At 34.4% G+C, this 17,209-nt stretch carries 20 protein-coding genes; 14 read left to right on the top strand and 6 right to left on the bottom strand.

What is annotated here, in order from left to right:
- The first annotated feature begins 93 nt into the window (after positions 1–93).
- Positions 94–273 (top strand): hypothetical protein, encoded by a 180-nt coding sequence (locus SJY24_RS20315; protein ID WP_002171537.1) that lies wholly within the window; start codon positions 94–96, stop codon positions 271–273.
- A 102-nt stretch (positions 274–375) separates the two neighbouring features.
- Positions 376–996, top strand: coding sequence for an NAD(P)-dependent oxidoreductase (locus SJY24_RS20310; RefSeq protein WP_377865959.1), 621 nt, complete (start codon positions 376–378; stop codon positions 994–996).
- Positions 997–1,020: 24 nt separating this feature from the next.
- Here the strand turns inward: SJY24_RS20310 and SJY24_RS20305 are convergent, their stop codons facing one another.
- From SJY24_RS20305 to SJY24_RS20295, 3 genes are all read right to left on the bottom strand, one after another.
- A complete protein-coding gene (locus SJY24_RS20305) occupies positions 1,021–1,503 on the bottom strand; it encodes a DUF456 domain-containing protein (RefSeq protein ID WP_000217328.1) in 483 nt (160 codons plus the stop codon).
- Position 1,504: 1 nt separating this feature from the next.
- A complete protein-coding gene (locus SJY24_RS20300) occupies positions 1,505–2,812 on the bottom strand; it encodes a hemolysin family protein (RefSeq protein WP_377865958.1) in 1,308 nt (435 codons plus the stop codon).
- A 210-nt stretch (positions 2,813–3,022) separates the two neighbouring features.
- Positions 3,023–3,913 carry a hypothetical protein gene (locus SJY24_RS20295; protein ID WP_377865957.1) on the bottom strand — a complete coding sequence of 297 codons (891 nt, stop codon included), beginning with the start codon at positions 3,911–3,913 and terminating at the stop codon, positions 3,023–3,025.
- A gap of 256 nt (positions 3,914–4,169) precedes the next feature.
- Between SJY24_RS20295 and cbpA the strand changes: the two genes are divergently transcribed.
- The 4 genes from cbpA to SJY24_RS20275 all read left to right on the top strand — a co-directional run bounded on the left by cbpA (position 4,170) and on the right by SJY24_RS20275 (position 7,532).
- A complete protein-coding gene (gene cbpA, locus SJY24_RS20290) occupies positions 4,170–4,817 on the top strand; it encodes a cyclic di-AMP binding protein CbpA (RefSeq protein WP_377865956.1) in 648 nt (215 codons plus the stop codon).
- A gap of 434 nt (positions 4,818–5,251) precedes the next feature.
- A complete protein-coding gene (gene brnQ4 / locus SJY24_RS20285; RefSeq protein WP_483861733.1) occupies positions 5,252–6,589 on the top strand; it encodes a branched-chain amino acid transport system II carrier protein BrnQ4 in 1,338 nt (445 codons plus the stop codon).
- 66 nt (positions 6,590–6,655) lie between these two features.
- Positions 6,656–6,985, top strand: coding sequence for a chaperone CsaA (csaA, locus tag SJY24_RS20280; protein WP_377865954.1), 330 nt, complete (start codon positions 6,656–6,658; stop codon positions 6,983–6,985).
- The gene (locus SJY24_RS20275) at positions 6,966–7,532 is read left to right on the top strand and encodes a DUF1572 domain-containing protein (RefSeq protein WP_377865953.1); all 567 of its coding nucleotides are present in this window, start codon (positions 6,966–6,968) and stop codon (positions 7,530–7,532) included. The genes csaA and SJY24_RS20275 overlap by 20 nt, the downstream gene beginning before the upstream one ends.
- On the opposite strand, the gene SJY24_RS20270 is transcribed toward SJY24_RS20275, so the two are convergent.
- A complete protein-coding gene (locus SJY24_RS20270; protein WP_377865952.1) occupies positions 7,505–7,810 on the bottom strand; it encodes a permease in 306 nt (101 codons plus the stop codon). The two genes, SJY24_RS20275 and SJY24_RS20270, sit on opposite strands and share 28 nt — an antisense overlap.
- A gap of 4 nt (positions 7,811–7,814) precedes the next feature.
- Positions 7,815–8,120 carry a hypothetical protein gene (locus SJY24_RS20265; protein WP_377865951.1) on the bottom strand — a complete coding sequence of 102 codons (306 nt, stop codon included), beginning with the start codon at positions 8,118–8,120 and terminating at the stop codon, positions 7,815–7,817.
- Positions 8,121–8,209: 89 nt separating this feature from the next.
- On the opposite strand from SJY24_RS20265, the gene spoIIP (SJY24_RS20260) reads away from it, so the two are divergent.
- The 5 genes from spoIIP (SJY24_RS20260) (at position 8,210) to SJY24_RS20240 (ending at position 13,033) form a co-directional block, all read left to right on the top strand.
- Positions 8,210–9,364 (top strand): stage II sporulation protein SpoIIP, encoded by a 1,155-nt coding sequence (gene spoIIP, locus SJY24_RS20260; RefSeq protein WP_377865950.1) that lies wholly within the window; start codon positions 8,210–8,212, stop codon positions 9,362–9,364.
- 286 nt (positions 9,365–9,650) lie between these two features.
- Complete coding sequence (locus SJY24_RS20255; RefSeq protein WP_088007833.1) at positions 9,651–10,148, top strand: GNAT family N-acetyltransferase; 498 nt, start codon at positions 9,651–9,653, stop codon at positions 10,146–10,148.
- Positions 10,149–10,159: 11 nt separating this feature from the next.
- Positions 10,160–10,900, top strand: a complete 741-nt coding sequence (locus SJY24_RS20250) for a M15 family metallopeptidase (protein WP_377865949.1) — start codon at positions 10,160–10,162, stop codon at positions 10,898–10,900.
- A gap of 23 nt (positions 10,901–10,923) precedes the next feature.
- Complete coding sequence (locus SJY24_RS20245) at positions 10,924–11,370, top strand: NUDIX hydrolase (protein WP_377865948.1); 447 nt, start codon at positions 10,924–10,926, stop codon at positions 11,368–11,370.
- Positions 11,371–11,557: 187 nt separating this feature from the next.
- Positions 11,558–13,033: an amidase family protein gene (locus tag SJY24_RS20240; protein ID WP_377865947.1), complete on the top strand. Its 1,476-nt coding sequence runs from the start codon at positions 11,558–11,560 to the stop codon at positions 13,031–13,033.
- A gap of 49 nt (positions 13,034–13,082) precedes the next feature.
- Here SJY24_RS20240 and SJY24_RS20235 read toward each other — a convergent pair whose 3' ends face one another.
- On the bottom strand, positions 13,083–14,312 hold the full coding sequence (locus SJY24_RS20235) for an MFS transporter (protein WP_377865946.1): 1,230 nt from the start codon (positions 14,310–14,312) through the stop codon (positions 13,083–13,085).
- Positions 14,313–14,574: 262 nt separating this feature from the next.
- Between SJY24_RS20235 and SJY24_RS20230 the strand changes: the two genes are divergently transcribed.
- From SJY24_RS20230 to spoIIP (SJY24_RS20220), 3 genes are all read left to right on the top strand, one after another.
- Entirely contained in the window at positions 14,575–15,003 is a 429-nt protein-coding gene (locus SJY24_RS20230) for an NfeD family protein (RefSeq protein ID WP_377865945.1), read from the top strand.
- Between the two features lie 2 nt (positions 15,004–15,005).
- A complete protein-coding gene (locus tag SJY24_RS20225) occupies positions 15,006–15,977 on the top strand; it encodes an SPFH domain-containing protein (RefSeq protein ID WP_016129236.1) in 972 nt (323 codons plus the stop codon).
- A 71-nt stretch (positions 15,978–16,048) separates the two neighbouring features.
- Positions 16,049–17,203 (top strand): stage II sporulation protein P, encoded by a 1,155-nt coding sequence (gene spoIIP / locus SJY24_RS20220; protein WP_002075600.1) that lies wholly within the window; start codon positions 16,049–16,051, stop codon positions 17,201–17,203.
- The last annotated feature ends 6 nt before the right edge of the window (positions 17,204–17,209 follow it).

The following is a 17,209-nucleotide window of genomic DNA, read 5'->3' as shown; positions in this document are numbered from 1 at the left end:
AATTTACTGTATCTTTACTATTTTTAAATCTTTCCTTTAAAAATAAAGAGTAATATGGGATTGTACATATTCTATCAAAGGGAGGAAACGCAAATGAACAAATGGGTTAAGTCATTAACTGCTATGGCACTTGCAAGTTCTTTATTAATGGTAGGTTGTAGTAAAGGTGAGGATAAAAAGAAAGAGGATGACACAACAACGCAGCAAGATGAAAAGAAAGATAAAGAAACAAGTGGAACAGAAAAGTCTTCTGATTCAAAAGAAAAGAAATAAATAGATAATAGAGCTTCCTCACATATATGAGGGAGCTTTTTTGTTGCGTATTTGTAAGTTTTGCGGAAAAATAGAGAGAAAGAATTGAAAAGGAGAAAGTAAATGAAAGTATGTATATTAGGAGCGACAGGTAGAGTAGGATCACACATTATGAAATTGGCATTACATGATTCATATGAAGTGACGGTATTAGTTCGTGATTTGAGTAAAGTAGAAATAGAGCATGAAAGGTTACATATTATAGAGGGAAATGTGTTAAACGGAAATGAAATAAAGGAAGTGATTAAAGGATGTGATATTGTAATTAGTGCTCTTGGAACTGATCGGAATGGGACGTTAGAGAAGAGTTTACCGATTATTATAAAGCAAATGGAAGAAGAGGGCATAAAGAAAATTGTTACAATAGGAACTGCTGGTATTTTACAAGCGCGAACAAACCCAAGTATATATCGTTTCCAATCAAAAGAATCGAAAAGAAAAATGACAACAGCTGCGGAAGATCATTTAGCTGCTTATGAAGCGCTGAATAATAGTAAACTATGTTGGACTGTTGTTTGTCCGACGCATTTAATAGATGGTGATGTAACAGGTGTATATCGAACTGAAAAAGATATGTTGCCATCAGATGGATCGAAAATCACAGTTGGTGATACAGCTCATTTTACATGGGGTTTACGTAATAAAAGCTTATACGAGAAAAGCCGAGTAGGTATTTCATATTAAAAAACCATCCCAAAATAGGGATGGCTAAAAAATGATATAGCATACAAAGATGATAATCATAATGATTTGGAGAATGGCTTTGGCTACTGTACTACTTAAAAAACCGACTACAGTTGCAATTCCGACTAATAGGGCGTCTTTTGGCGCCTTTTTATGCATTAGTTCCGTAATAAATACAGATAAGAATGGTATGATAATAAGCCCGAATGGTGGGAAGAAGAACGATCCGACAATGATAGAAACCATACCAACACGTTCGCCCGATTTTGTACTTCCGTATTTTTTTAGGAAGTATCCATTTGCAATAAAGTCAGCAACGAAAATGAAGAGTGTAAAAATGACTTGAATAATCCAAAAAGATGTCGTTAACTCTCCGCCGTTTATTCCAAAATGATAAATGAAATAGCCAGCCCATACGGCAAGGATGCCAGGGATAATGGGGTATATAAAGGCAAGAAATGAAACAATAAAACAAGCAATGATACAAATTGTAAGTAAAACAGTCACTTTATAACTCCTTTGTAGTATCTAATTTATGTACAGCAATCTTTTTAATTTGATGCCCATCAAGTTCTAATGCTTTAAATTGAAAACCATCATATTCAACTGTATAGCCAGCCTCAATATTTAAATCAATTGATTGAGAGAGAAGCCAACCACCAATTGTATCTAAATCACTTTCATCGATATGTAGGCCAAACATATCATTTACTTCAGAAATGAGTACTTTCCCATCTAAAACAGTAAGCTTAGGAGTACGCTTTTCAATCATTGGTGACTCGTCTGCGTCAAATTCATCTTGAATTTCTCCGATAATTTCTTCAAGAATATCCTCCATCGTTAAAAGGCCAGCAGTTCCACCGTATTCATCCATAACAATCGCCATTTGTACGCGGTTCTTTTGGAGGTGTATTAACGTTTTACGAATGGGAACTGTTTCAAATACAGTTAAAACAGGATGTATGTAGGCATCAAGTGGTTTGTAAATGCCTTTTGTTTGATTATGAAAAATCTCTTTCGTATTTATCATTCCGATAATATCATCCTTATCCTTTTCAATAATAGGATAACGTGTATACTTTTCAGTTGCAACGATTTTCATATTTTCTTCTAACGTATTTTCAGTAGATAAACAAACCATTTCAGTTCTAGGTACCATAATTTCTTTAGCAACACGATCATCAAATTCAAAAATATTATTTACATATTTATATTCGGTTTGATTAATTTCGCCGCTTTTATAGCTTTCACCTAAAATGAGTCGTAGTTCTTCTTCGGAATGAGCAAGTTCATTTTCTTTTGCAGGTTCTAAACCGAGTAATTTTGTGAAATATATAGCTGCACTATTGAGAAGCCAAATGAACGGATACATAATTTTATCAAATAAAATAAGTGGTTTTGCAAATTTTAATGTGATTGCTTCTGCTTTTTGGATTGCGAAAGACTTAGGAACTAACTCTCCTAATACAACATGGAAAAAAGTAATAACACTAAAAGCAATAATAAAGGATAACGTGTTAGCCATCGTTCCAGTAATATTGATTTTTTCAAATAGCGGTCGTAGTAAATGCTCCACAGTTGGTTCACCAAGCCAACCAAGTCCTAAAGAGGTGATAGTAATGCCAAGCTGACAAGCGGATAAATAAACATCTAAGTTAGATAAGACGCTTCTTGCAGCTAATGCTTGCTTATTACCTTCATTGGCAAGTTGATCGATTCGACTTTTTCGTACTTTTACAACAGCGAATTCTGATGCAACGAAAAAGCCAGAAATAAGGATAAGTATAAAGATGAGAAAAATATTTAATATGTCCAAGTGTGTTCTCTATTCCAAAGTTTGGAATAAAGATGTCACCTCCTGTAATTATGTTATACTTTTATAATAAATCCAAATGAAAAGATTAGTCAAAGAAAATGGGTAAATAATGGTAGGTTTTAATAGTAGTTTTTTAATTTGCTGTTATTTTGTCCTCTATATAATAGGAATAACCGTCTACATTTAATTTAAGTAGACGGTTATTCTATGTTATGGTTTCGAAATACTTCTAGTTAAAGTATAGGTATTTTGTTTAGTGTAGTTTGTTGTCCATAAAGCTTGGAGAAACGATAAGATGCTATATGGAATATAAAGTAGTAATAAACCAATTGTAACAATTATAGGTGCTTTTCCGCCAAATTGAACGACAAATTGTAATAGTCCGTTTGTGTGAAAAATACATTCCATAAAAACGAATGAAAGAATAATGGAACTTAAAATAGATTTATGATTGGAAGTAAGTGCAATAAATAATGTATCAATAAGGAAAGATGAATTTTTTATTTCGTATTCATTAGTATTATTTAAGAACGGTAGCCATTTTTTAATTGCTTGCATAACGATAATCATGGAAGTGCTACATACGATGATAAAAGAGGAGAAGAAAGGAAACTTTATGAATTTCGCGATATAGAGAAGTGATAATAGGACTGAACATTGTAATATCACAGTGCTAAAAGAATATGGTATCCAGCGAAATAAAGAACTGCACTTTTTTAATGAATTGGGTGCTTTTAAAAATAGATGACCAATTCCTAGACTTATAAAGAAACCGATTACAAGAGTGAATGTGAAACGAACGATCGATAAAAAATATATTTCCCATATGTAGGGGGACAGTGGTGACGAATGGTTAGAGGTATGTATTATATTTTGTGCATGTATAAGCTGACTTGCTGAGAAAAGGATAGGTTCATGCATCCAGTCAATTGTTGGAATTGAAATGGAAGAAGGCTGTGCAAAATTATGAAAAATGCTTACAAATCCAGTTAAATAAGAGTAATTATGAGTCATGAATAATGATGGAATAGGACTTATGACAAAAATAATCAAAACACCGACTATAAATTTACATATATGTGAGCGCAATAAGGAGGACATACAATCACCTACTCTTAGAATATTCAGAAAATTCTTATTCTTATTTTAGCCTTTTTCGGATGAAGTTACAACATATTTTTCTCGAAGTAGGTTAGAGAGAATGTACTATACTGTGATTAAACAAGTGTATGATTAATGAATAAATTATGACGGAAAAACGAATAATTTTCAGAAAAATAAAATAATATATTTATTTTTTTCTGAAAATATAATATAGTTATGGCACAGAAAGTATTTTAGCATAAGGAGGCTTTTTATGAGGATTAAAGGGAATTATGTGCCAAAAAGAGAAGTTTTGTTCTGCTCAAGTTCAATTACGATAGGGGAAGCGCTGGAGCATTTAAATAAAACGGGGTATCGTTGTGTACCAGTTTTAGATGAAAAAAAAGAGAAGTTTTTAGGAAATGTATACAAAGTAGATATTTTAGAATATAAAGGTTCACTTGAAGATAATGTATTACAATTATTGAACGATAAAAATGGGTACGTGAGAGAAGACTCTTCCTTCTTTAAAGTATTTTTTACAATTAAAAAGCTACCCTATTTATCAGTAGTTGATGAAAAAGGGGTCTTCCTTGGTATTTTAACTCATAAAAAAGTTTTTGAACTATTAGAAGATGCATGGGGAGTCCATTCTAGTAAATATTCTGTCATGATTGGAACACAAGATTATAATGGGGCAATTCAAAAATTATCGACAGTGTTAAAAAAATATACAGGTATCCAAAGTTTAATGACTTTTGATAATGATGCCTTATTAGTTCGTAGAATTATGTTTACATTAGGAGAAGAGTTTAACGACGGTGAATTAGAGACGTTATTGAAAGATTTAGAAGATCATGGATTTAGAGTTGTGTATGTGGAAGAGATGAAAAATCCACGTGAAGTTGAAACGATAGAGTAACATGCAAAGCCATCTAATTATGTTGGATGGCTTTTGCTATGTTACGTGTATGGAATTATTTTAAAATAACGATAGGGTAACAGGTGAGATTGTAACAATATTTGTGTAAAAGAATAAAAAATGTAGATAATTTTGATTTTCAAAAAAATCAATTTGAAAATATGTTTTTATTTTTCAACTAAATATGTTACTATATGTGTGATAAAAACAAAGAGGTCTGACAACTATACTCCAAGCAATACCACTCTAATGGTTTGAATTTTCAAAAAAATCAAAATTAATAATTAGAGTAAGAATAAGGGGAGTGGAGAAATTATGGAGAAAGACACTGCTTTGTAAGGGGCATATTTTATCATCTTGAGCAGAGAGGAGGATGCATAGCATATTGTGAAAAGAGAGATAAACAATGAAAAAGTGCTATGCAAATGAAAAGCATGAAGGGACGTTTAAGGCCAGGTGATACGGTAGCGATTGGTTTAATGTTATTTGCACTATTTTTAGGAGCAGGGAATTTAATTTTCCCGCCAGTTTTAGGGCAACAAGCTGGAGAGAATGTTTGGGTTGCTACAATTGGATTCCTTGTAACGGGAGTCGGATTACCCCTATTAGCTGTAACAGCTGTCGCGTTTGTAGAGGGGGACTTGAAAGCGCTATCTTCTAGAGTTCACCCTATATTCGCGTTTATTTTCCCATTGATTAGTTATTTAGCGATTGGACCATTCTTCGCGATTCCGCGTACTGGAGCTGTTTCATTTGAAATGGGTATGAAGCCATTTCTATCAGAGACAATGGTTTCTGAGTGGTACATGCTATTTCTTTTCACTATAGTTTTCTTCGGAATAACGTGGTATTTATCATTAAATCCATCTAAATTAGTGGATTGGTTCGGGAAATTTCTTACACCATTGTTAGTCTTGATTGTTGCTGTTATTGTCGGAAAGGCAATTATTGATCCGATTGGAGAAGCAGCTGCGCCGCTAGCGGCATACAAAGAAAATGCTTTCTTTGGTGGATTTATTCAAGGATATTTAACGATGGATGCAATTAGCGCGCTCGTATTTGGAATTGTCGTTGTACAAGTTATCCGCTCTAAAGGGATAAAAGAGAGTAGTCAAGTTGCAAAAATAACAATTGTATCAGGTATTATTGCTGTACTTGGTTTAACGTTAATCTATTTATCACTTGCTTATCTTGGTTCAACAAGTACATCACTTGGGGTCTCAGAGAATGGTGGACTTATTTTAACGAATGTTGTAAATGAGTTATATGGAACAAGTGGTAAAATTTTATTAGGACTTGTTATTATACTCGCTTGTTTAACAACTTCTGTTGGATTAACATCTGCTTGTGCGGGCTTCTTTACAAACTTATTCCCAAAACTTTCGCATAAAACGATTGTAACAATGGTATGTGTGTTTAGTTTAATTGTATCTAACCTAGGTTTAACACAATTAATTGCAGTCACTTTACCAGTGCTAATGATCATTTATCCAGTTGCAATCGTATTAATCGTACTTTCTTACTTCCATAAATGGATTGGGAAGCGTAATACAATTTATATTGGAGCTATTTTAGGCGCATTGTTAATTAGTTTCTTTAACGGTTTAGAAAGTGCGAACATTAAAATTGACGCGATTTCTAACGTATTACAAATGTTACCGTTATATAAAGAAGGAATAGGATGGTTAATCCCATCATGTATTGGCGGGATTCTCGGTTTCTTCTTCTATAAATCAAATGAATCAAGTGAATTGCAAAAGAAAGGTGCTTAGGCGCCTTTCTTTTTTTGAAGGGGATTTTTATATTTTGTCTAAGTAATAATTGGGAGGAATGATAAAATGGCTAATTTTGAAGATTTTTTAAATTTGGATTTGCGTATTGGGACGGTAAGGAAGGCGGAGGAATTTAAAGAAGCAAGGGTTCCTGCAATTAAGTTAGAAATTGATTTTGGAGAGTTAGGGGTTAAGCAATCCAGTGCTCAAATTACGAAAAGATACAGCCCAGAAGATTTAATCGGTCAACAGGTGGTTGCTGTTGTGAATTTCCCACCAAAGCGTGTGGCAGGATTTAAATCGGAAGTGCTTGTATTGGGTGGTGTTCCTGAAGCTGGCGATGTTGTTTTACTTCAGCCTAATATGGAACTACCGAATGGAACGAAAATTAGTTAGTGTGAAAGTGGGTGTTAATTTGGATATCGGACAAGAATATTTAAAATGTGCAATTTCGAATTTCAAAGCAACACAAAACCAAGGAGAACGGGTGCTTTCTCAATTATCTTATGAACAGATAATGTGGTCTTCTCATGAGGAGACAAATAGTATTGCGATTATCATAAAACATTTGCATGGTAATATGCGTTCGAGATGGACGGATTTTTTAACGTCTGATGGTGAAAAAACAGATCGTAATCGAGATGATGAATTTGAGGGCGGCTACAATTCAAAACAAGAAGCTCTTGCTGCGTGGCAAGAAGGGTGGGAATATGTTTTTGAAGCTTTGGATAATTTAACGCCAGAGCAGATTTTGCAGAAAGTATACATTCGCGGAGAAGAACACACTGTCATGCAAGCGATCGAAAGGCAAATTTCTCATTATGCTTTACATATTGGACAAATCATTTACATTGGTAAAATGTTAAAAGAAAATGATTGGGAATGTTTAAGTATTCCTAGAGGTCAGTCTACCCGTTATTTAGAGAAAAAACGTTCAACATAATAATATGAAAGAAACCGATATAAAATAGGAAGCAAAAAAATAAGCCAAATGATAGAGGGCTCCGTGAACATTAGAATGATGCCAGCAATAAGACCATATGTAATAAGAAAGAAACCAAAGAGTGTATTTATAGGAATAAAACGTGAGACAAATAATTGCTGTTTTTTGAAACAAGTGTTGTGAAATAAATAAAAGCGGAAATACCGTGTAGAGGTAATAAGATCTTTCTTTCTCGTTATTCTTTTTTTACATTTATGACAGATAAATCGTGGCTGCATTTCGCTACACTCCATTTTTGGAATTCATTAGTTTCATAATAATTTGAGACAAAATTAAGTACAACGTGTATATACCTATATATACTCCTGCGAGTAGAAAAAATGGATTTAGCAAAATTCCATGAATGCTTGTCATGAAAACTAAATTTTGTATTAAAACATCATATATAGTAATAGAAATTATAGTCCCAAGTACATACACTGCTAGGTACGCAGAAATATGGAGCACAATACGAATTTTAGGATGTAAAGCAAGTAAATAAAAAGTAATTGATAGAGCGATTGGTAATGATCCTATTAATAGCTTCAATTCATTTCACCTCATTAACAATATAGCCGGAATTTAAGCGGTCTATTCTCTAGAGCTTGTACATAACTTGAAATAGAGAGGGTGATAGTATGAATCGAGGCTTTTTTTACGTAAAATTAACAAGTGTACGCAAATTAATTTTATTTGTTATTACTACGGTATTAGCGACTTTTTTTCTTATTAGTTTAATGGTAACTTCCATGAAAGAGACGAAGTCAACGTATTTATATAATTGGTTGAATGAGTTATCAATGAATGGTTACATGTACGTTATTGGGAAAGAAAATCATTATTTTACACAGGAGTATCGAAATTTGAATCAAGACTTTTCTATTTCTTCATTCCTCTTTTCGATGGCTACGAATATTCGTTTTGATGATGTACGTAGTTTTGTCGGGAAAGAACTTCCGGGATTTGGGAAATATGATACAGAAATCGTTATAGCAGGTGAAGGAACAAATTACTCCAACTTACCGATAGAATCGAGTGTTCCGCTTGAAGAGGTAGTGAAAGAACGGACTGGAGAAGGTGGACAAGCGCCAAAGCCTGATACGAATAAAGAGAAAAAACAACCAGCTCAAACGACTGGAAAAAGACAAGTTGCATTTATATATCATTCACATAGCTGGGAATCTTATTTGCCGTTACTTAACTTAACAAATGATCCAAATCCAAATAAAGCAACGAGTTCTGTTACGAATATTTCAATAGTTGGCGATCGATTGCGAGAACAGTTAGAAAGTGAAGGGATCGGTGCTACTAACGATAAAACTGATGTTGGTCAAAAGTTAATAAGTAAAGGATTAAACAGTAATAGTTCTTATAAACTGTCACGAGAAATTGTACAAGAAGCGATGGCTGGTAATAAAGAATTACAATACTTCTTCGATTTACACCGTGATAGTGCACGGAAAAATGTAACAACAAAAACAATTGGAGATAAATCATATGCTAAGCTTGCTTTTGTAATTGGGAAAGGTAACAAAAACTATGAAAAAAACTTACAATTAGCAACTGTGTTACATGAGACGATTAGTAAGAAATATCCGGGAATGAGCCGTGGTGTAATTCAAAAAGGATTCCAAACAGGAAATGGAGTCTACAATCAAGACTTATCAGGACAAGCGATATTAATTGAAGTTGGCGGGGTAGATAATACAGAGGAAGAATTAAATCGATCAATTGATGCACTTGCTAAGGCATTTGGAGAATATTTTTGGCAAGCCGAAAAAGTGAATGGATAAAGTGAAAATTTAATTGGTGAGTGCTCATCCTACTGATTAATAGCCCTTACTAATCAGGCTACTCGTTAATACGGGATAAACGTAAGTGAGAAGCTTACGTTTATTTGTTTGTTCATAATCTATAGGTAGAAAGAAATGTCACATTATAGACAATATTCCCTATTATTATATTGATATCGAAATTTGTCAATTTATAGTAAGAAATTTAGAGAGGAATTTTCAGAATAGTGGAGAAAATCTTTTTACAAGGAAAATTTTTAACTAACAGAATGGGTAGGGGATCAAGATGATACGAGAGATTAGAGTAGAAGATGCAGCATCATTTTTACAATTAAGTAAGCAGTTAGACGAAGAAACGAAATTTATGTTATACGAACCAGGAGAAAGAAAAACTACAGTAGAGCAACAAGAAAAGATGGTCCACCGTTTTATTGAAAATGAATATGCGACAATATTTGTAGCAGTTGAAGAAAAGAGAATAGTAGGGTTTATTTTAGTTAATGGAAATAATATTCAAAGAAAGAGACATGTTGCGACAATTGTAATTGGTATTTTGCAAGAGTATAGTGGCCGAGGTATTGGAACGAGTTTGTTTAAAGAAGTAGAGAAGTGGGCAAGATTACATGATGTATGGCGTTTAGAATTAACGGTAATGGCCCACAATACAAGAGCTCAGGCACTATATAGCAAAATTGGATTTGAACAAGAAGGTGTCAAAAAATCTGCTCTTATCATCGATGGAAAAGGTGTCGATGAGTATGAAATGGCCAAATTATTAAAATAAGAGGTCGTTATATGAAAAAAAAATGGGCACTACTTGGTATCGTAGCGATGATACTGATTGTTGGAGTAGCAGGAATAAATTATAAGATGTACAAGGATCAAGAGGCGCGGGAAGTAAATGTAAATAATATATTCCCAAAAGCAACAGAAACGATTGCTAATATGGATGGAGATATCGCGGTCATTAGTAATCCAAATTCGATGCTTGTACTTGTGAATAAAAATAGGCGATTACCAGATGGGTATAGACCGCCAGATTTAGTTATTCCGAAAGTACGTTACTCTAGTGAAGGTGATCAAGAGAAGAAAAAGATGAGGAAAGAGGCAGCGTTGGCACTTGAAGAAATGTTTCAGCAAGCTAATAATGAGCGGATTTTCCTTTTTGCAGTCTCTGGATTTAGATCTTTTGATCGACAAAAAGCATTAAATACGATGTATAAAAGGCAAGATGGGGAAGCAAAGACAGCGATGTCTAGTGCAGTCCCTGGTACGAGTGAACATCAAACAGGACTAGCTATGGATATTACATCTCAATCAGCTAAGTTTCAGTTAGAAACTGTTTTTGGGGAGACGAAAGAAGGAAAGTGGCTTTCTGAAAATGCCCATAGGTTTGGTTTTGTTATTCGATATACGGAAGAGAAAGAAGGGGTTACCGGCTATCGTTATGAACCGTGGCATGTACGGTATGTTGGGAATCCGCAAGCTACATATTTATATGAAAACCAACTGACGCTTGAAGAAGTAACAGAGTAATGAATTGAGGGGAGAGGGCTAAGATGACGATGTTATATAAGAAAAAGGTACATGCATACATTACGAGGGAAAAAGAAGGGGTTATGCAACTACTCGTTTTTAAACATCGTGATATACGAGAGGCTGGTATCCAAGTGCCAGGCGGGACAGTAGATGAAGGGGAAACGTTAGAGGCAGCAATTTTACGTGAAGTACAAGAAGAGTCAGGACTACGCCATTTTTGTATCGAGCGCTTTCTTTCCGATTACATTATTTTTGTGAAAGAAAAAAAGGAATATCAAAAACGCCATTTTTTCCATATTTCATTATTAACAGATGTGAAAGATACGTGGGAGCATATAGTGAGTGCTGGTGAGGAAGACAAAGGTTTAGTATTTTGTTATGAGTGGGTTGATATTAATAAATGCCCTGAATTAACAGGTAAACAAGGAGAGTTTTTACATTTGCTAGAAGAGGTATACGTAAAATAATAAAAAGAGTCTGAGGCGACAATGCGTTCGTTTCAGACTCTTTTTATTTCTCTGGAAATTAAAGGCTTTTTAACTGGTAAGTTGAAGTCCTTTAAAGGGATTGTAGTTATTTATGTGAGGAGCGGAGAAAATGAAGAAATAATAAATACACGTCATCAATAAAAGGGCTTATAAAAGGAGAATGACTATGGAAATGCAGTTTAATACATTATTGCAAAAAGAATTAACAATTCATGATATTCAAAAGGAAATGGAAGCTGGGCATTTAACTTCAAAAGAACTAGTCATGTATTATCTTCATAGAATCGCAAAGTATGACCAAGATGGACCGAAAATTAATTCAAGTTTAGAAATTAATCCAGATGCTATCTTTATTGCAGAAGCATTAGATCATGAAAGAAAGACAAAAGGTGTAAGGGGTCTATTACATGGTATACCTGTTTTACTTAAGGATAATATTGAAACGAATGACTCGATGCATACAAGTGCTGGTACGATTGCCCTAGAACAAAATATAAGTAGTGAAGATGCATTTCTCGTTACAAAACTTCGAGAAGCAGGAGCAATTATAATAGGTAAAACAAATATGACAGAACTAGCAAATGCAATGTCTTTTGAAATGTGGGCTGGATATAGCGCTAGAGGTGGTCAAACAATTAATCCTTACGGTACAGGAGAGGATGATATGTTCGTTGGTGGCTCAAGTACAGGGTCTGCTATAGCAGTTGCCGCTAACTTTACTGTATTATCCGTTGGAACAGAGACAGATGCTTCTATTTTGAGCCCAGCTGTTCAAAACTCGGTTGTAGGTATTAAGCCGACTGTCGGGTTAATTAGTCGTAGTGGAATTATGCCTTTCACTTATTCACAAGATACAGCTGGGCCATTTGCTAGAACAGTAACAGATGCTGCTATTTTACTAGGGAGTCTAACTGGGGTGGATGAGAAGGATGTAGCTACTCATAAAAGTGAAGGGATGGCATATCAAGATTATACACCTTACCTCGATGTTAACGGTTTAAAGGGGGCGAAGATTGGTGTATTTAGCAATGCGGCAAAAGATTATTATGAATCTGGAGAATACGATGAAAAATTGTTTAAGGAAACGATTCAAGTTTTACGTAGTAAGGGAGCGGCAATAGTAGAAGATATTGATATTCCATCTTTTCATAGAGAATGGAGCTGGGGAGTTCCGCTTTATGAACTGAAGCATAGCTTAGATAACTATCTTTCTAAATTACCTTCTACCACTCCAGTACATTCTATGTTGGAATTAATAGAGTTTAATAAAAACATAGCAGAAAGAGCTTTGAAATATGGACAAACTAAGTTAGAAAGAAGAATAGATTTTCCTAATACGTTAAGAAATCCTGAATATTTAAAGGCAAGATTAGAAGATATATACTTTTCGCAAGAACAAGGTATTGATTTTGCATTGGAAAAATATAACCTGGATGCGATACTGTTCCCTTCTTATATAGGATCTACTATATGTGCGAAAGCAGGTTATCCGTCTGTAGCAATGCCTGCGGGATATATGGATAATGGGAGGCCTTTTGGAATTACTCTTGCAAGTGCTGCTTTTAGCGAAGGGGCATTAATTAAACTAGCATATGCGTTTGAACAAGCGACAAAACATAGAAAGATACCAAACTTATCATGAATAGAGAATACAAAAGGACAGGTGAACCCTGTCCTTTTTGCTTTATAGATTAAAATGAAATATCTTGCTTCTCTGTCTTCTGATATTTTAATAAGCTAAAAGACAAACAAGCAGAACATAAAATAAGAAAAGAAGCGATGATATAAATAGTACGAACACCGAAAGTATCAGTAATTATGCCAACACTTAGCATAGAAAGACCAGAAGCGGTTGAGAGAAGTGCACCATGGGCTGTATACATCTTTGATAATAATGAAGGAGAGACACTTGATTGAAGAACTGTTGTTTGAGAAATATCTCTAATTTGATAACATGGTCCCATTAGAATGCAAAGAAATAGAGCGATAAATGCGTTACTTGTAACACCATATAGAAACGTAAGGATGCTAAACATAAGAGAGCCTAACGCCATGGAGCGTATTAAATTGTTTTGAATGTATGAACTCATTCTCCACGCTATTAGACCACCAATTAATGTACCGACATAATAACTTGTATTAATATATCCCCACCATTCTTCTCCCTTATGTAGAACAGTCGTTACATATGCCATCGTAATAGCACCGATCCATATTGTCCCTGCGAAAGTTTCAATTAAGTCCATTAGTGTAACTGTGCGCAAAGAAGGGTGATGAAATAATAGTTTCCAGCCTTCTAATAGAGCGGTGCTTTTTGAAGCGGAAGGCTCTGTTACTTGTTCGGTATGTATGGAACGTAATGAAAAGTGTAATGCAATACATCCAAAAATCATCAAAATGTTATTAATCATGAGTGTAGAAGTAGCGCCAATGAGAAGAACTATAATACTTGTAAATGAATAAGCTGCCGCTTGTGCAATTTGTGTTGAAAAGGAAAAGATACTATTTACTTTTACCAATTTTTCTTTTGGTGTTAGGCGTGGAAGGATGCTGTATAGTAATGGAGCACTCCAGCCACTACATAATGAAATGAAAAAAATGAAAGTTAATAGAGCTAAAATATTTGTGGATAAGACCGGGAATAAGATCATTAATAATAGCAAAAGAGCTGTTTTCAGCCATTGCAGAGTATATAGCAACGTATAAGATGGAAGCCAATTCATTATAAGTGGTGCAGATATGTTAGCGATAAGATTTGTAATAACTTGTAATAATGGAAAGAGAGCGGTAATTGTAGCTGATTTAGTTGTGATATAGATGTGAGTTGTAATAATCATTACGTATACAATGTCAGCAAGGGTAATACATATTTTGGAGCCTAAATAGTAAACTAGTGAGCGATTCAGCAATAAGAATACCACCTTTCAAATTAATGTTGTTTTTTTATTGTAATTATTATAATCTGTAAGTTATATTTTTGAAAGAATTAAATTTTTTGTCATTTTTTGAAAGGGATTTTCATGTATAATGAAGAATATATTAATATAGTATTTTAATAATGCTTGTTGTAACAGCGAATATATATAATAGCTTGTAGCAAACGCCCCTCTATGAGAAAGGGCGGATAAACCATTCTTTTCTTCATATACATATAGAAAATGAGAAAGAAAGTGAGGGTTGCATATGGCTGGATGGGTGATTTGGTTCATAATAGCAGGTATTTTATTTATCGCGGAAATGTTGTCGATTACGTTTTACATGCTTTGGCTTGGGATTGGGGCTGTTGTCGGAGGTCTTATTGCTTTGTTTGCTCCTGATGCACTATTTTTACAAGTTGTTGCTGGTGCAATTGTCAGTTTAACATTGACCTTCTTTACGAAAAGAATTTCAAAAAACTTTCGAGAAGCAAAAGGTTTTACTGATACAGTAGATAAACTTGTTGGTAAAAAGGGGATTGTTATGCAAGCGATTACAAGTGAAGTGAACGGTATTGTGAAAGTGGATGGAGATACTTGGACAGCTATTTCGGATACTCCTATTGATGCTGGAGAAAAAGTCGTTGTTACAAAGAGGCATAGTACTATTTTACAAGTAAAAAAGGAGAGTGAATAAATATGGTAGTAGCATTAACGTTAACGATTATTTTCGCGTTGATTGTCGTTGTATTTGTAGCATTGACGATTAAAATTGTCCCACAGCAAAAAGTTGGGGTTATTGAAAGGTTTGGTAAATTTCAACGCATTATGCACCCAGGATTAAATTTATTAATCCCGATTGTAGATCGCGTTCGTGTATATCATGATTTACGTATTCAACAAACGAATGTACCACCGCAAAAGGTAATAACGAAAGATAATGTACAAGTAGAAATTGATACAATTATTTTCTATCAAATTGTTGAACCAGAACTTGCGACATACGGTATTTCAAACTATGAATATGGTGTTCGTAATATTACATCTGCAACAATGCGTCAAATTATTGGTAAAATGGAGCTTGATGAAACATTATCAGGTCGTGAAAAAATTTCAACAGAAATTCGTTTAGCACTTGATGAAGCGACAGAAAAATGGGGCGTTCGTATTGAACGTGTTGAAGTAGTAGATATTAACCCGCCAAAAGATGTGCAAGCATCGATGGAAAAACAAATGAAAGCAGAACGTAATAAACGTGCGATCATTTTAGAAGCTGAAGCAGCAAAACAAGATAAAGTCCTTCGTGCTGAAGGTGAAAAACAAAGTAAAATCTTGATGGCTGAAGGGGATAAAGAAGCACGTATCCGTGAAGCTGAAGGTATACGAGAAGCGAAAGAATTAGAAGCACAAGGGGAAGCAAGAGCGATTGATGAAATTGCAAAAGCAGAACAAAATCGAATTGAGTTACTTCGTGCAGCAGATTTAGATGAGCGCGTACTGGCTTATAAATCATTTGAATCATTGATTGAGGTTGCGAAAGGGCCAGCAAATAAAGTCTTTATTCCATCTAATGCAATTGAAACACTTGGTACTCTTGGTGCAATCGGAGAAATCTTTAAAGAAAAACAAGCGAAGAAACTACCTTCAAATGATACAGGTAAAGAACAATAAGAGTGAGAAAGAGAAATGGGATGCCATTTCTCTTTTTTTGTGCGTATATTACATAAAGCTTGTACATATTCATGTATAAAGAAGGTGATATAGTGAAAAAGTATGCAACTCGTATACATGGAAAGAAACTAATTTCATTACTCTTTTTATATGCACTAGTAGTAATTATTATTGCGTCGATTGTGACGTCACTTTTACATACAATGAAATCTTATTATGCGAATCAGTGGTTTGGAAAAGTATCGATGCAAGGTTTTGTGCAAATGATAGAAAGTGAGAATCATTACTATGGATATGATTATTTTAAAAAATATAAACGAGACTCAGTTGGAAGTTTACTATTCTCTATCGCGACGGATTTGAAAATTAAAGATTTAAGAACGTTTGTTGGTAAAGAAGTACCCGGTATGTCAAAATATTATTCTAACATTATCGTAGCTGGTGAAGGGACGAACTATACAAATATTCCTAATGAATCTAGTGTACAAATTGAAGAAGTAACGAAAGAACGAGAAGTAGCAAAAGACAAAGTTACAGAAGCGGAAAAGAAGAATCCAGTGCAAAAAAAGAGCGGGACAAAAAAGGGAGAAAGCGCGGTATATATTTACCATACACATAGCTGGGAATCCTTCTTTCCGTTATTACCAGGTGCTACCGATCCATCGAGTCCAGATGTAAATGTGTCCTTATTAGGGGACCGTTTTAAGGAGCAACTTGAAGGACAAGGAATTCCAGTAATTCATGATAAAACGAATATGGGTGATTTACTAGCTAGTAAAAAATGGGTATGGTATCAGTCATATAAAGCATCGCATGGATATGTAAAAGAAGCATTAGCACAGAATAGTAAAATTGCGTTTCCGATTGATATACATCGTGATGATCAGCGAAAGAAGGTAACAACAAAAGTCATTAACGGGAAATCGTATGCAAGATTATATTTTATAATTGGGATGGAAAACGAAGGGCGTGCTGAAAATGAAAAAATCGCAAGGGCAATCAATAGCTATTTAGATGAAAACTATTACGGAATAAGTAGAGGAATATTCCCTAAGGATAAAAAAGACGGAAATGGTGTATATAATCAAGACTTATCTAAAAACGCAATGTTAATTGAAGTGGGTGGTGTGGATAATACGCTGGACGAACTATATAATACCATTGATGTGTTAACGGAAGCGTTTAGTAAATATTATTGGAATGATGCAGAGAAAGTGAATGGATGAGGGGCG

Origin of the sequence: Bacillus sp. R86525 (assembly GCF_042466195.1) — a bacterium.
Taxonomy (GTDB): Bacteria; Bacillota; Bacilli; order Bacillales; family Bacillaceae_G; genus Bacillus_A; species Bacillus_A nitratireducens.
The sequence above is the reverse complement of the archived record's forward strand: the minus strand, read 5'-3'. Positions and strand labels throughout refer to the sequence as shown.